The sequence below is a fragment of the Sphingobium sp. VMM genome, from assembly GCF_056790315.1.
This window is the reverse complement of record NZ_JBXGSI010000023.1, coordinates 11,617-26,096: the sequence shown is the minus strand read 5'-3', so window position 1 is coordinate 26,096 and position 14,480 is coordinate 11,617. Positions and strand designations below refer to the sequence as shown.

At 64.4% G+C, this 14,480-nt stretch carries 14 protein-coding genes and 2 tRNA genes; 9 read left to right on the top strand and 7 right to left on the bottom strand.

Annotated features, from left to right (window positions below; translation table 11 throughout):
* Positions 1 to 68: 68 nt before the first annotated feature.
* The 4 genes from ACUCV3_RS23120 to ACUCV3_RS23105 all read left to right on the top strand — a co-directional run bounded on the left by ACUCV3_RS23120 (position 69) and on the right by ACUCV3_RS23105 (position 6,515).
* Positions 69 to 1,277: an efflux RND transporter periplasmic adaptor subunit gene (locus ACUCV3_RS23120; RefSeq protein ID WP_161733225.1), complete on the top strand. Its 1,209-nt coding sequence runs from the start codon at positions 69 to 71 to the stop codon at positions 1,275 to 1,277.
* A 3-nt stretch (positions 1,278 to 1,280) separates the two neighbouring features.
* Positions 1,281 to 4,460 carry an efflux RND transporter permease subunit gene (locus ACUCV3_RS23115; RefSeq protein ID WP_004207583.1) on the top strand — a complete coding sequence of 1,060 codons (3,180 nt, stop codon included), beginning with the start codon at positions 1,281 to 1,283 and terminating at the stop codon, positions 4,458 to 4,460.
* 2 nt (positions 4,461 to 4,462) lie between these two features.
* Positions 4,463 to 5,881, top strand: a complete 1,419-nt coding sequence (locus ACUCV3_RS23110) for an efflux transporter outer membrane subunit (RefSeq protein WP_279776232.1) — start codon at positions 4,463 to 4,465, stop codon at positions 5,879 to 5,881.
* Between the two features lie 94 nt (positions 5,882 to 5,975).
* The gene (locus ACUCV3_RS23105; protein WP_279730316.1) at positions 5,976 to 6,515 is read left to right on the top strand and encodes a methylated-DNA--[protein]-cysteine S-methyltransferase; all 540 of its coding nucleotides are present in this window, start codon (positions 5,976 to 5,978) and stop codon (positions 6,513 to 6,515) included.
* A 118-nt stretch (positions 6,516 to 6,633) separates the two neighbouring features.
* On the opposite strand, the gene ACUCV3_RS23100 is transcribed toward ACUCV3_RS23105, so the two are convergent.
* The 4 genes from ACUCV3_RS23100 to dapB all read right to left on the bottom strand — a co-directional run bounded on the left by ACUCV3_RS23100 (position 6,634) and on the right by dapB (position 8,679).
* Positions 6,634 to 6,710 (bottom strand) — tRNA-Arg (locus ACUCV3_RS23100).
* Positions 6,711 to 6,785: 75 nt separating this feature from the next.
* Positions 6,786 to 7,172 (bottom strand): hypothetical protein, encoded by a 387-nt coding sequence (locus tag ACUCV3_RS23095; RefSeq protein WP_279729132.1) that lies wholly within the window; start codon positions 7,170 to 7,172, stop codon positions 6,786 to 6,788.
* A gap of 78 nt (positions 7,173 to 7,250) precedes the next feature.
* Complete coding sequence (gene nth, locus ACUCV3_RS23090) at positions 7,251 to 7,910, bottom strand: endonuclease III (RefSeq protein ID WP_279729133.1); 660 nt, start codon at positions 7,908 to 7,910, stop codon at positions 7,251 to 7,253.
* Positions 7,911 to 7,914: 4 nt separating this feature from the next.
* On the bottom strand, positions 7,915 to 8,679 hold the full coding sequence (dapB, locus tag ACUCV3_RS23085; protein WP_279729134.1) for a 4-hydroxy-tetrahydrodipicolinate reductase: 765 nt from the start codon (positions 8,677 to 8,679) through the stop codon (positions 7,915 to 7,917).
* A 109-nt stretch (positions 8,680 to 8,788) separates the two neighbouring features.
* Between dapB and ACUCV3_RS23080 the strand changes: the two genes are divergently transcribed.
* Genes ACUCV3_RS23080 through ACUCV3_RS23070 form a run of 3 tightly spaced genes read left to right on the top strand, consistent with a single transcriptional unit; the run spans position 8,789 to position 10,520 of the window.
* Entirely contained in the window at positions 8,789 to 9,472 is a 684-nt protein-coding gene (locus tag ACUCV3_RS23080; RefSeq protein WP_279729135.1) for a fumarylacetoacetate hydrolase family protein, read from the top strand.
* Between the two features lie 23 nt (positions 9,473 to 9,495).
* Entirely contained in the window at positions 9,496 to 9,795 is a 300-nt protein-coding gene (locus ACUCV3_RS23075; RefSeq protein ID WP_004207574.1) for a polyhydroxyalkanoic acid system family protein, read from the top strand.
* A gap of 23 nt (positions 9,796 to 9,818) precedes the next feature.
* Positions 9,819 to 10,520, top strand: coding sequence for an NAD-dependent deacylase (locus ACUCV3_RS23070; protein WP_279729136.1), 702 nt, complete (start codon positions 9,819 to 9,821; stop codon positions 10,518 to 10,520).
* A 6-nt stretch (positions 10,521 to 10,526) separates the two neighbouring features.
* Here ACUCV3_RS23070 and ACUCV3_RS23065 read toward each other — a convergent pair whose 3' ends face one another.
* From ACUCV3_RS23065 to ACUCV3_RS23055, 3 genes are all read right to left on the bottom strand, one after another.
* Positions 10,527 to 11,507: a FecR family protein gene (locus tag ACUCV3_RS23065; RefSeq protein WP_037511612.1), complete on the bottom strand. Its 981-nt coding sequence runs from the start codon at positions 11,505 to 11,507 to the stop codon at positions 10,527 to 10,529.
* On the bottom strand, positions 11,476 to 12,081 hold the full coding sequence (locus ACUCV3_RS23060) for an RNA polymerase sigma factor (protein WP_004207570.1): 606 nt from the start codon (positions 12,079 to 12,081) through the stop codon (positions 11,476 to 11,478). The genes ACUCV3_RS23065 and ACUCV3_RS23060 overlap by 32 nt, the downstream gene beginning before the upstream one ends.
* A gap of 171 nt (positions 12,082 to 12,252) precedes the next feature.
* Positions 12,253 to 12,453, bottom strand: coding sequence for a hypothetical protein (locus tag ACUCV3_RS23055; RefSeq protein WP_279729137.1), 201 nt, complete (start codon positions 12,451 to 12,453; stop codon positions 12,253 to 12,255).
* 119 nt (positions 12,454 to 12,572) lie between these two features.
* On the opposite strand from ACUCV3_RS23055, the gene ACUCV3_RS23050 reads away from it, so the two are divergent.
* Together ACUCV3_RS23050 and tig are read left to right on the top strand one after the other, a co-directional pair.
* Positions 12,573 to 12,657 (top strand) — tRNA-Leu (locus ACUCV3_RS23050).
* Positions 12,658 to 12,720: 63 nt separating this feature from the next.
* Entirely contained in the window at positions 12,721 to 14,316 is a 1,596-nt protein-coding gene (tig, locus tag ACUCV3_RS23045) for a trigger factor (RefSeq protein WP_017500479.1), read from the top strand.
* Positions 14,317 to 14,480: the final 164 nt, after the last annotated feature.

Below are 14,480 nucleotides of genomic sequence, written 5' to 3'. Positions count from 1 at the left end.
TTAGGTGCGCGGCAAGCGGAATGAACGTTCATTCCGGTCCTGCGATATTTATCGGATTGGGAAAATTGATGCAAAAGGGGAACTTCTTCGGATTGCTGGCCTGTGTTTCGGCCCTTGCGCTGAGCGCTTGCGGTCAGGAAGCGCCGCCCGCACCGCCGCCGCCGAGCGTGGGCGTGGTGACGCTCAAGACCGAGTCGGCACCGTTGCTGAACGAACTGCCGGGCCGCATTTCGGCCTTTGAAACGGCCGAAGTCCGGCCGCAGATCAGCGGCGTGATCCGTCGCCGCCTGTTTACCGAAGGCGGTACTGTCCAGGCCGGGCAATTGCTCTACGAGATTGAGGACGCGCCCTATCGCGCGGCGCTCGCCCAGGCCCAGGGCTCGTTGGCCAATGCCCAGGCGGCGATCCGCTCGACCGGGCTGCAGGCTCAGCGCTACAAGGATCTGGTCGGCATCAACGCGGTGTCGAAGCAGGAATATGATGACGCGGCGGCCGCGGCCCAGCAGGCCCGTGCCAATGTTGCGGCGCAGCAGGGCGCGGTACAGGCAGCGCAGGTGAACCAGAATTTCACCCGCATCCGCGCGCCGATTTCGGGCCGTATCGGCCGTTCGCTGCTGACGCCGGGCGCGCTGGTCCAGACCGGCCAGGCCGATCCGCTGACCACCATTCAGCGCACCGACCGCGTCTATGTCGACGTGACCCAGTCGGCCGCGCAGATCATCGATCTCAAGCAGGCAATGAAGGCCGGCGGCATCAGCGAGGCGCAGGGCGCCCGCATCCAGCTGATCCTGCCCAATGGCAGCGTCTATCCGGGTGAAGGCCGCTTGCAGTTCGCCGATGTGACGGTGGATTCCAGCTCGGGCGCGGTCACGCTGCGTGCGATCTTCCCCAACGCCGACGGCCTGTTGCTGCCGGGTATGTATGTCCGCGCCAAGCTGATCGAGGGTGAGCGCACCCAGGCGATCCTGGCCCCGCAGCAGGGCATTTCGCGCGACGCGCGCGGCCGGGCTACGGCGATGGTCGTGGGCAAGGACAACAAGGTCGAGATGCGCCAGGTCACCGTCGATCGCGCGATCGGCGACAAGTGGATCGTCACCAGCGGCCTGAAGCCGGGTGATCAGCTGATCGTCGAGGGGCTGGTCAATCTGCGCCCCGGCACGGTGGTGAAGCCCGGCGCGCCGCAGCAGGTGACCGCGCCTGAAGGCGGCGCTGCCGCCCAGGGCGGCGCGAAGCCGGCCGCTGCACAAGGCGCGTCGAACGCGGGCGAGGCGCACTAAGCCATGGCCCGCTATTTTATCGACAGGCCCATCTTCGCATGGGTCATCGCCATCGTCATCATGCTGGCGGGCCTGCTCGCGATCCGGTCGCTGCCGGTCGCGCAGTTCCCGGAAATCGCCCCGCCGGCGGTGACGATCCAGACCACCTATCCCGGTGCCAACGCCCAGACGCTGGAAAGCACGACGACGCAGATCATCGAGCAACAGCTTAAGGGCATCGACAATCTGCGCTATTTCTCGTCCACCAGCGACGGTTCGGGCAATCTGAACATCACCCTGACCTTCGAGCAGGGCACCGATCCTGACATCGCGCAGGTGCAGGTGCAGAACAAGCTGTCGCAGGCGACCCCCCTGTTGCCGCAGGAAGTGCAGCAGCAGGGCCTGCGCGTGGGCAAGTCCACGTCCAGCTTCCTGCTCATCATGGCGGCCTATTCCGACGACGGCATCCATGACCAGGAAGACGCGGCGGACTTCATCGCGTCCAGCCTCCAGGATCCGCTGAGCCGCGTCACCGGCGTTGGCGATACCCAGCTGTTCGGTTCGCAATATGCGATGCGCATCTGGCTCGACCCCTACAAGATGGCCAATCTGGGCGTGACCACCGGCGACGTGAAGTCGGCGATCACCGCGCAGAATGCCCAGGTGTCGGCCGGCCAGATCGGTGGTTCGCCTTCGCCCAAGGGCCAGGCGCTCAACGCCACCGTCACGGCCCAGTCGCGCCTGCGCACGCCGGAGGAATTCCAGAATATCCGCCTGCGCAGCAACAGCGACGGTTCGGTCGTGCTGATGAAGGATGTCGCCAAGGTCGAACTGGGCGCGGAAACCTATGGTTTCGGCGTGAAGTTCAACGGCCATCCGGCATCGGGCTTCGGCATCAAGCTGGCACCGGGCGCCAACGCGCTCGACACGGTGGAAGCGGTCAAGGCGCGCGTCGACCAGCTGTCGAAAAATTTCCCAAGCTGGGTCAAATATGACTTCCCGGTCGACAACTCGACCTTCGTCAAGCTGTCGGTGGAGCAGGTGGTCCATACCCTGTTCGAAGCCGTGCTGCTGGTGTTCGTCGTCATGTTCCTGTTCCTGCAGAATTGGCGTGCGACGCTGATCCCGACGATCGCGGTGCCGGTCGTGCTGCTGGGCGCGCTGGCGATCCTCAGCGCAGCCGGCTTCACCATTAACACCCTGACGCTGTTCGGCATGGTGCTGGCGATCGGCCTGCTGGTCGATGACGCGATCGTCGTCGTCGAGAATGTCGAGCGTCTGATCCAGGATGAGGGGCTCAGCCCCAAGGAAGCGGCCAAGAAGTCGATGGACGAGATCAGCGGCGCGCTGATCGGCATCGGCCTGGTGCTGTCTGCGGTGTTCCTGCCGATGGCCTTCTTCGGCGGATCGACCGGCGTCATCTTCCGCCAGTTTTCGATCACCATCGTGTCGTCGATGATCCTGTCGGTGCTGGTCGCGTTGATCCTGACCCCGGCGCTGTGCGCCACCATCCTCAAGCCCGCCTCGCACGGGCATAGCTGGAACGGGCCGATCGGTTCGATCCTCGGCCGCTTCTTCGACTGGTTCAACCGCACCTTCGACAAGGGCGTGGTGCGTTATGGCAAGGGCGTTGAGAAGGTCGAGCGCAGCTGGGTTCGGACCATGCTGGTCTATGGCTTGGTGGTGGTCGGCATGGCCTTCATCTTCCTGCGCCTGCCCAGCGGCTTCCTGCCGGATGAGGACCAGGGCATCATCATCAACCAGGTGTCGCTGCCCGCGGGCACGACGCTGGAAGAGACCGAGCGGGCCCTCGCCCGGATGCGCGACCATTATCTGGTCGACGAGAAGAAGAATGTCTCGGCCGTGTTCACGGTCGCCGGCTTCGGCTTCGTGGGCCAGGGCCAGAATGTCGGCATCGTCTTTGCCCGCATGAAGGACTGGCATGAACGGTCGGGTGCGGACAATCGCGTGCCCGCGATCGCCCTGCGCGCCAATATGGCGTTCCAGAAGATCTCGTCGGGCATGGCCTTCGCCTTCGTGCCGCCGGCGGTGCAGGAACTGGGCAATGCGTCCGGTTTCGACTTCCAGTTGCTCGATCAGGCCAATCTTGGTCATGAGAAGCTGCTGGAAGCCCGCAACCAGTTGCTGGGCATGGCGATGGGCGACAAGCGTCTGGCGCAGGTCCGTCCCAATGGCCTGGAAGATACGCCGCAGCTTAAGCTGAATGTCGATCAGGCCGCAGCCGGTGCGCTGGGCATCGCCCAGTCGGACGTCAATGACACGATCAGCACCAATCTGGGCGGATCCTATGTCAACGACTTCATCGACCGCGACCGCGTGAAGCGCGTCTATGTGCAGGCGGATGCACCGTTCCGTACCTCGGCCGACGCGATCAACGCCTATCATGTGCGTGGCAGCACGGGCGTGATGGCGCCGCTCTCTGCCTTCTCCACCACGGAATGGGTCCAGGGCCCGGCCCGTCTGGAACGCTATAATGGCGTGCCGTCGATGAACATCCAGGGCGCCCCGGCACCCGGCGTGTCGAGCGGCACCGCGATGCAGGCGATGGAAGAGTTCGCGGCCAAGCTGCCGGCCGGTATCGGCTATGCCTGGAACGGCATTTCCTATGAGGAACAGACCTCCGGTGGACAGGCGCCCTATGTCTATGCGCTCTCGATGCTGATCGTCTTCCTCTGCCTGGCTGCGCTGTATGAAAGCTGGTCGGTGCCGATCGCGGTCATGCTGGTCGTGCCGCTGGGCGTGCTCGGCGCGGTGATCGCGGCGACGCTGGCGGGTCTCAACAACGACATCTATCTGCAGGTGGGTCTGATCACGACCATCGGCGTGTCGGCGAAGAACGCGATCCTGATCGTGGAATTTGCCGAAGAGAAGATGCGCGAGGGGCTGCCGCCCGCCAAGGCGGCGCTGGAAGCGGGCAAGCTGCGTCTGCGGCCGATCCTGATGACCAGTTTCGCCTTCATCTTCGGCGTGCTGCCGCTGGCCGTGTCCAAGGGCGCGGGCGCGGGTGGCCAGAACGCCATCGGCTGGGCTGTAGTCGGCGGGATGCTGTCCGCCACCGTCCTCGCCATCTTCTTCGTGCCGGTCTTCTTCACCGTGGTGAAGCGGTTGTTCCGCGAACATCATGAAGGGGAAGAACAGCGTAACGCCGACGGCGAAACGCCGAACGCACCGCAGGAGGCATAAGAATGTTGCGTAATATCAAAGCAATGTCGGTCGCCTCTCTGGCGCTGACGCTGGCCGCCTGTGACATGGCGCCCAAATATGCCCGCCCCGAACTGCCGGTGCCGCAGGCCAGCCCCCAGGGGCCGGCCTATGCGGCCACGGCGGACGGCGGCGCGGCGATCGTGCCGGCCGATACCGCCTGGCGCGATTTCTTCACCGACCCGCGTCTGGTGCGGGTGATCGAGACGAGCCTCGCCAACAATCGCGACCTGCGCATTGCGGTCGCCAATGTCGAGCAGGCACGGGCGCAATATAAGGTGCAGCGGGCCGATCTGTTGCCGACCGTCGGGGCCACCGGCACCGCGACCTATTCGGAACAGCCGCTGGTCCAGTTCGGCCAGAGCCAGCGCCTCAACACCGACGTCTATCAGGCGCAGGTCGGCATCTCGTCCTGGGAAATCGACCTGTTCGGCCGGGTGCGTAACCTGACCAAGGCGGCGCAGGAGCAATATTTCGCCTCGGTCGAAAACCGCAATGCGGCCCAGACCGCATTGGTGGCGGAAGTGGCGACGGCCTGGGTGAACATGGCCGCCGATCAGGAATTGCTGTCGATCGCGCGGACGCTGGCGACCGCGTTCAAGGAGACGCTGGACCTCAACAAGGCCCGCTTCGACAAGGGGATCGCGTCCGAACTGGAAGTGCGCGAGGCACAGACCAGCTATGACCAGGCGCGGGCCGCCATCGCCAGCGCTACCACGCTGGTCGCGCAGGACCAGAATGCACTGAACCTGCTGGCGGGCACGACGCTCGGCAGCGAGGATCTGCCCTCGGCCCTGCCGGAAGGCCATGTCACGCTCGACAATCTGCCGGCGGAACTGCCCTCGACCCTGCTACTGCGCCGGCCCGACATCGCGTCGGCCGAGCATCAGTTGATCGCGGCCAACGCCAATATCGGTGCGGCGCGGGCGGCCTTCTTCCCGCAGCTGTCGCTGACGGCGGCGCTGGGCACGGTCAGCCTTGGCCTGTCCGGCCTGTTCAAGTCGGGCAGCGATACCTGGTCGGTGGCGCCCAGTGCGACCCTGCCGATCTTCGACTTCGGCCGGAACAAGGGCAATCTGCGTTATGCCAAAGCGACCTATGACGCGATGCTCGCCACTTATGAAAAGAGCGTGCAGACCGGCTTCCGCGAAGTCGCCGATGCGCTCGCCCGGCGTGGCACGATGACCGATCAGGTCGAGGCGCAGACCTCGCAGCGCGATGCTGCGCGCAAGGCCTATGACCTGACGCAGGCCCGCTTCCGCGCGGGTGTCGATGGCTTCCTGCCGACCCTGGTGTCGCAGCGGACCCTGTCGAGCGCGGAGCAGAGCCTGGTGACGACGCGTCTGGCGCGGCTCACCAACATGATCGAGCTGTATCGCGCCATGGGTGGTGGCCTGAAATGATGCGGCCTGCCGCTTGCGGACTTTGACCGCAAGCGGCAGGAAGCGGGGGCGGGGATCATCGCCTATCTCCAGCGATGACGCACGGAGGATGACGATGACCCTAGCCTGTATGACGATGCCCTCGCCGGTGGGCGACCTGACGCTGGTTGCGAGTGACGAAGGATTGATGGCGGTCCTGTGGCCCGACGATGATCCCGCCCGCGTCCGCCTGGGCGCCCGGTCCGAAGCGACCGACCATCCGGTGCTGCGCGACACGGCTTCCCAGCTATCGGAATATTTCGCCGGTCAGCGGCAGCATTTTTCCGTCCCGCTGCATTTTCAGGGCACGGATTTCCAGCGCCAGGTCTGGGCCGCGCTGCTCGACATACCGTTCGGCGAGACGCGCAGCTATGCCGACATCGCCCGCGCCATCGGCCGCCCGACCGCGACCCGTGCTGTCGGCGCCGCCAATGGCCGCAACCCGATCTCGATCATCGCGCCCTGTCACCGGGTGGTGGGCAGCAACGGCGCGCTCACCGGCTTTGCCGGCGGCGTCGAAACCAAGAAATATCTGCTCGATCTGGAGAAGGGCGGGGACGATCTTTTTTCGTTCGCGCCAATGCCGCTTGCCGATGCCGGCGCGAGATCGGTTTAGGCCGCCTCGTCATCATGCGTTGTTCGCATCACGGCTCAGAAATCGACCAATCGGCGCCAGCGTTCCGTAACGCTAAAATAGGAAACTGCGCGTCAGCCAGCCGATCTATGCGGCGGTTTGGTGCACCCAAGTGGATTCGAACCACTGGCCTTTGCCTTCGGAGGGCAACGCTCTATCCAGCTGAGCTATGGGTGCATGACGCTGGTCAGAAGGGGCGCTTAGCAAAGGGCTTCGAACCGCGCCAGCCACAAAATCACCTGTTCCCGAAACTTATTTCGGGGCCTTCACCATCGGCTGGAATTTGCCCAGGCCACAGCTGGCGCCCGGTTGCAGGCCCGGCCCGGCGTTGAACAGCACGGTGATGATGTCGACCGAACAGAGCTGCGAGATGCTGGTGCGATAGGAAAAGCGTCGCTCGAAGCCCAGGCTGGGGCAGCTGTTGGGGAGGGTGTTGCGGTAGATTTTCTTGCCGCTCACCTCGAAATCGATGGTGCGATCGTCGCGCACGTTGCTCGATCGGATCTGGCTGATCGAAATGCAGTCGACCGGATCGCCGCTGGGCACATAGGGATCCGGCTTGTCCTTGGTCTTGGCGAAAGCAGGCGTCAGGCCACAGGCCAGCAGCAGGCCGGCGGTGAGAATGGGGCGGATGGACATTGTCTCTCTCCTTCGTACTGACAAGACGATTCGCGGAGCTGATTTCCGTACCGATCCTAGCACCGCCGTCGGGCGCGATCAGGCGGCTTCCGCGACGCTGCCGGGTGCCGGCATCTTGGGCTTGAAGCGGCACAGGTCCGACACGATGCAGCGCCAGCATTCGGGCTTGCGCGCCTTGCAGACATAGCGGCCATGCAGGATCAGCCAGTGATGCGCGTCGCGGCGGAAGGGCTGGGGCACGCGCTTTTCCAGCTTGTCCTCGACCGCCAGCACCGTCTTGCCCGGCGCCAGACCGGTGCGGTTGCCGACGCGGAAGATATGGGTGTCGACCGCGAAGGTTTCCTGCCCGAAGGCGGTGTTGAGCACGACATTGGCGGTCTTGCGGCCGACGCCGGGCAGGGTGGTCAGCGCGTCGCGATCCTGCGGCACCTCGCCGCCGAAATCGCGCACCAATATCTCGGACAGGGCGATGACATTCTTCGCCTTGGTGTTGAACAGGCCGATCGTCTTGATGTGCTGCTTGAGCGCATCCTCGCCCAGATCGACCATCTGCTGCGGCGTTTCGACCTCGCGGAACAGGGCGCGGGTCGCCTTGTTGACGCCGACATCGGTGGCCTGCGCCGACAGGGTGACCGCGACCAGCAACTGATAGGCATTGCCATATTCCAACTCCGTCATCGGCGCGGGATTGGCCTCTGCCAGGCGGCTGAAAAAGTCGAAGATCTGGCCCTTGTTCATGGCATCAGAGCCCCAATACGCCCTTCATGTCATAGCGGCCGACCGGCTGGCCGGCGAGCCAGCTTGCGCCCTTGATCGCGCCGCGCGCGAAGATGCTGCGGTTTTCGGCGCGATGGCCCAGTTCGATCCGCTCGCCCTCGGTCGCCAGGATGACCTGATGGTCGCCCGCGACCGTTCCGCCGCGCAGCGCGGCAAAGCCGATCGCGCCCTTCGCCCGCGCGCCGGTGATGCCGTCGCGGCCGCGCTCGCTATGGTCGGCCAGCGTGATGCCGCGTCCCTTCGCCGCCGCTTCGCCCAGCAGCAGCGCGGTGCCCGACGGCGCGTCCACCTTGTGGCGATGATGCATCTCGACGATCTCGATGTCCCAATCATCACCCAGGCTGGCGGCGGCCTTCTCCACCAGCGCGGCGAGCAGGTTGACGCCCAGCGAGGTATTGCCGGTTTGCAGCACCGGGATGTGTGCCGCTGCCTGGTCGATCAGCACATGATGCTCGCCCTCCAGTCCCGTCGTGCCGATCAGGATCGGCTTGTTCGCGGCGATGCAGGCATCGAGATTGGCGGAAAGCGCTGCTGGCACGGAAAAGTCGATCAGCACGTCGGCCGCCTGTGCCAATGCCAGCGGATCATTGGTGATCGCGACGCCGGGGGCCAGTTCGCCGCCGCCGTCGCGATCGGTGCCGCCCGCCACGGTCAGCCCGGCTTCCGCCGCGGCCTGCGCGATGGTGCGGCCCATGCGCCCGGCGGCGCCGAAAATCCCGATGCTGGTCATGCCCTGATCCGTTCCTTGGCTATAAGTCAGCGCGCGATGCCAGAGCGGCGGCCCTTTGTCATCCGGCACCATGAATTTCTTGGGAAAGGCGACCGACCATGGCTAAGAGATGGCCATGCTCGATCTTCCCCGACTCTCCGTTCCGACCCTGCCGATCGACGGCAGCGCCGATCGCTTTCCCGTCCGTCGCATCTTCTGCGTCGGGCAGAATTATGCCGAACATGCGCGCGAAATGGGCGGCGATCCCGATCGCGCGCCGCCCTTCTTCTTCACCAAGCCGGCCGATGCCGTGGTCGAGAATGGCGCATCGCTGCCTTTCCCCTCCCGCACGCAGGATCTGCATCATGAGGTCGAACTGGTGGTTGCGCTGGGCGCGGGCGGCACGGATGTCTCGGTCGAGGATGCGCTGGCGCTGATCTATGGCTGGGCGGTCGGCATCGACCTCACCCGCCGCGACATGCAGGCGGTCGCGAAGAAGGCAGGCCGCCCCTGGGACATGGCCAAGGGCTTTGATCGCTCCGCGCCGATCGGCCCGATCCACCCCGGCACGCCGCCGGCCAGCGGCGCTATCGCGCTCTGCATCGATGGCGACCCGCGCCAGTCGGGCGACCTGGGCGACATGATCTGGTCGGTGCCCGAAATCATCGCCAATCTCTCCACCTATGTGGAACTGGCGCCCGGCGACCTGATCTTCACCGGCACGCCTGCCGGCGTCGGTCCGATCGCGCCCGGCCAGGCAGTGCAGGCGACCATTGCCGGCCTCGCCCCGCTCGATATCGCCTTTCAGAACTGACCATCAGAACAAGGATAAACAGGATGGACATCGACATTCCCCATGACCTCGGCCGGGACGAAGCGAAGCGCCGGGTGGAGCAGGGCCTGCCCAAGCTGGAACAGCATATCCCCGGCGGCGGCACCATGACCGCGACCTGGCCGTCCGATTATGCGCTGGACATGGAAATCTCGGCCATGGCCCAGACCATCCCGGTCAAGCTGCTGATCGAGGAGGACAAGGTGCGCGGCACCGTGTCGATCCCGATGTTCCTCAAGATGATGTCCGGCCCGATCTCCGACTTCATCAAGACCAGCGCCCAGAAGATGCTGACCAAGGCGTAAGCCTGCCTGCCGAGGTGCCCGCCATGCCGACCGACATCGATAGTATCGTCATCCTTACCGGCGCGGGCATTTCGGCCGAGAGCGGGCTTGCCACCTTTCGCGGGCCGGATGGCTTGTGGGAGGGGCATCGGGTGGAGGATGTCTGCACGCCCGAGGCTTTGGCGCGCAATCCGGCGCTGGTACATCGCTTCTATGACGAGCGGCGGGCGAAGCTGGCGGAGGTGGTGCCCAATCGCGCGCATGAGGCGCTGGCCGCGCTCGACCGCGCCTGGCCCGGCGACCTGCTGATCGTCACCCAGAATGTCGATGACCTGCATGAGCGGGCTGGGGCGAGCCGGCTGCTCCACATGCATGGGGAATTGAAGTCTGCCCTTTGTGCCGCCTGCGGCAAGGCGGTGGCCTGGGCCGATCCGCTGCCGCCCGGCAGCGTCTGCGCCGGTTGCGGCGCGCCCAACCTGCGGCCCGACATCGTCTTCTTCGGCGAAATGCCCTATGATATGGAGCGGGTCGAGGAAGCGCTGGCGCAGGCCGATCTGTTCGTGTCGATCGGCACGTCGGGCGCGGTCTATCCGGCCGCCGGTTTCGTCCAGATGGCGCGCCATTATGGTGCCCGCACGCTGGAGCTCAATCTCGATCCGTCGGCGGGCAGCAGCTATTTCGAGGAAAGCCGGCTTGGCCCGGCAAGCGAACTTGTACCCGCGCTGGTCCGCGACCTGCTCGGCTGACCGGCCTTATTCGCTGGGTGCCGCCATGATGTCGGCGCCATCGGGTTCATCGCGATAAAGCAGCATCACCGATCCATCCTCGCCATTCACCGCACGGATCGGCAGGCTCAGTTGCAGCGCGGACAGGAATTCCTTGCTGTCGCTGACGCGGAAGCGCCCGCCGACCCGCAGCGAGGAGACGCGCGCGTCGCCGATTAGGATCGGCGCGCGGCGATAGCGGTTGAACTCGCTGGCTGCTTGCTCGATCGTTTCCCCGTCCAGCTCGACCATCTGGTCACGCCAGGCGGTGCGCTGGTCGATCAGCTTGGGGCTGAGATGGGTGAGGTCGATGCTGCGGGACTGGATCACGGCGCCGCTGCCGGCGCTGACCTTTTCCAGCCCGCTATTACCCGAATGGACCGTCACCGTGCCCTGCGTGACGGTCAGTTCCACCACCGACGGGCGCATGCGGACGTTGAAGGCGGTGCCGACGGCGCGGATCTGGGCCGATCGCACCTCCACGTCGAACGGGCGGCCCTTGTCATGGGCCACGTCGAAGGAGGCTTCGCCCTTCAGCACGCGCACCTTGCGGCCTATGTCGGTGAAGCGGACTTCCGCCTCGCTATTGCTGTTGAGGTGCAGGATGGAGCCGTCGGCCAGTGCGACGTCGCGGATCTGGCCGACCGCCGTCTCATAACGATCCACGCCGCTGAAGGTGCGGATGGTGACGATCGCGGCGACGATGAAGAAGGCGATGGCGATGCCGGCGGCGATCATGATGTTGCGCGACAGGCGGCGCTGCTGTTCCTCGCTGACGATCGCTTCGAGCGGGGGGAGATTGACTTCGGCGGCGGCGCTCTTCAGCCGCTCGGCCGCGTCCCAGGCGGCTTCGGCGCGGGCAAAGGCCACGCCATGGCGCGGATCGGCCTCGATCCACGCACATATCTCGTCTTCGTCCTGGGGAGTAGGGTCGCTGTTAAGCCTGGCCAGCAGGCGCGCGGCTTCCAACGCGATCGCGTCCCTGTCCCCGCTGTTTGAACCTGGTCCCGACGCCTGCACGTTCGAAATCCGTTTCCTCACGTTCTGCCCAGGCCCGCATAACTATGCCGATCGCTTTGGCCAGATGTTTTTCAACAGTAGAAACGGACAGAGACATTTCCTCCGCTATTTCCAGCATCGATTTTTCGTGAATACGGCGAAGAATGAAGACGCGGCGGCACTGGGTGGGCAGCGAATCGACAATCGCCTCGACCTGGCGGAGCGCCTCGCGGGCGTGAAGCTGTGCCTCGATGGTGTTTTCGCCGCCCAGCAATTCCAGATCGGCGATCGTCTCGAAGCTCACCACCTTGTTGCGGCGGGCGGTGTCGATGACGAGGTTGCGGGCGATGGTGAAGAGATAGGCGCGCCCGGTGGTGACATTTTCCCAGTTCTCCGTGGCATAGGCACGGGCAAGAACTTCGGCGACCATATCCTCCAGCTCGTGGGTGGAGGGCAAAATGCGACGCAGGCGGCCCCTCAGGGCAGCTTCCTGCGGCAAAATCACGGTCTTGAACCACTCTAGCTTGGCGCGAACCCTATGCACGTCGACCCCCTTTTATGTCAGCGCGCCTCTCCTGAATTTCTTTTTGTTGTCACATTTCAATCATGGATTCCTAGGGGTGTCCAGCACGTGATTACGCATATTCCGTAATCCGCCATAAAAAGTTCCACCCTGTTGCAAAAAAGTTTTCAGGTGCCTTCTTTTGTTGCGTGGTTACGAAATTATGTCAGGCGGAATCTCGTCCGGCGCGCTGTCGGGCTGGTCATAGTCGGGTTCGCCGGGGATGATTTCGGGTGGCTCGTTGATCGGAGTCTCGTCCGGAGTCGCGGGCGGCGGCGTTTCGGGCGGCGACTGCGGTTCGATCCGGTCGGGCGGGGGCAGGGTGTCGGGCGCTGGATCGGGCTGGGTGGCCATGCTATGCTCTCCTGCAAAGAAGAAGCTACGCGCGGGCAAGGACGCCGGTTCCACCAATGCATCCATATCCCTTGCTCTCGCCAATGCTTTTCTCTATGCCGCGCCGACCGGCGACCGATGCGGGCGTGGCGAAACTGGTAGACGCGCCAGATTTAGGTTCTGGTATCGCAAGATGTGGGGGTTCGAGTCCCTTCGCCCGCACCAGTGTCAGGCTTGGCTTGATCCGGCGCCAACGAGATTCAGCTAAGAAAGCGTTTGAGAGAAGAGATGCAGACTGTCGAGACGTTGAACGAGGGCCTGAAGCGCGCCTACACCGTGACCATCACGTCGAAGGATATCGACGCCCGCGTTGAGAAGGAAGTGCTGGCGATTGCGCCGCAGGTGCGGATGCCCGGCTTCCGCCCCGGCAAGGTGCCGGCGAACCTCGTCAAGAAGATGCATGGTGAAAGCCTGCAGCGTGACGCGCTCAACAATTCCATCCAGGAAAGCGTTCAGAAGCTGATCGCCGACCAGAAGCTGCGTCCCGCGATGCAGCCTTCGGTCGAGCTGGACGAAAGCTTCGAGTTCGGCAAGGACGCGCAGGTCAAGGTGGAACTGGAAGTTCTGCCCGTGATCGAAGCCCCGAGCATCGACGGTCTGAAGCTGGAGCGCCTGACCGCCGAAGTCAGCGACGCGCAGGTCGAGGAACAGGCCGGCCGCATCGCGACCCAGCAGGGCGCGCTGGAAGAATATGCCGCCAGCCACAAGGCGAAGGACGGCGACACGCTGGTCATCGACTTCGTCGGCAAGGTCGACGGTGAAGCGTTCGAAGGCGGTTCGGCCGAAGGCGTGAAGCTGAAGATCGGTTCGGGCCAGTTCATCCCCGGCTTCGAAGAGCAGCTCGGTGGCGTGAAGAAGGGCGAAGAAAAGACCATCGAAGTCACCTTCCCCGAAGATTATGGCGCCGCGCACCTCGCCGGCAAGGCCGCGACCTTCGACGTGACCGTGCAGTCGGTGCTGAACGCCGACAAGCCCAAGCTCGACGACGACTTCGCCAAGTCGCTGGGTCTGGAAGGTCTCGACCAGCTCAAGGATCTGCTCAAGGGCCAGATCGAGCAGGAGCATAACGGCCTGACCCGCACCTACATGAAGCGCAAGCTGCTCGACCAGCTGGCCGCTTCGCACGACTTCGACGTTCCGCCGAGCATGGTGGAAGCCGAGTTCAACCAGATCTGGCAGCAGCTTCAGCATGAAGCCAGCCATGAAGCCGATCCGGAAGCCGCTCTGGCCGAAATGGAAGCCGAGAAGGAAGATTATCGCGGCATCGCCGTGCGCCGCGTGCGCCTGGGTCTGCTGCTGTCGGAAATCGGCCAGGCCAACAATGTCGTCGTTTCGGACAATGAAATGAACCGTCTCATCATGCAGGCTGCCCAGCAGTACAGCCCGCAGGATCGTGAGCGTTTCGTGCAGTATGTCCGCCAGGATCCGATGGCCGCTGCCCAGCTGCGCGCGCCGCTCTATGAGGACAAGGTCGTCGACTTCCTGTTCGAAAAGGCGGAAGTCAGCGACCGCGCTGTCAGCCGCGAAGAACTGGAAGCCGCGATCGAAGCCGAAGATGGCGATCTGAAGCCCCACGTCCACGGTCCGGGCTGCGGCCATGACCACGATCATGACGACAAGCCCAAGGCGAAGAAGGCTGCTGCCAAGAAGAAGGCCGAGCCCGCCGAGGCCGAAGCCGTAGCCGAGGAAGCGCCCGCCAAGAAGGCTCCGGCCAAGAAGGCCGCCGCCAAGAAGGACGAAGCCCCGGCTGAGGACGCTGCCGCCGAGGAAAAGCCCAAGGCGAAGAAGGCTCCCGCCAAGAAGGCCGCTGCCAAGGCTGAATAAGCCTTTCCAGCCAGCAAATCGGAACGCCCGTTCTTCCTGACAGGGAAGGGCGGGCGTTTTGCATGGCGTGGCGGGTGATTGGCTATGAGCCCTCGGCGCGAACGCGGGGATCATACGCGCTTTTCCTGATCTTTATTTTTGCGCTGCAATATATTCTGATGATG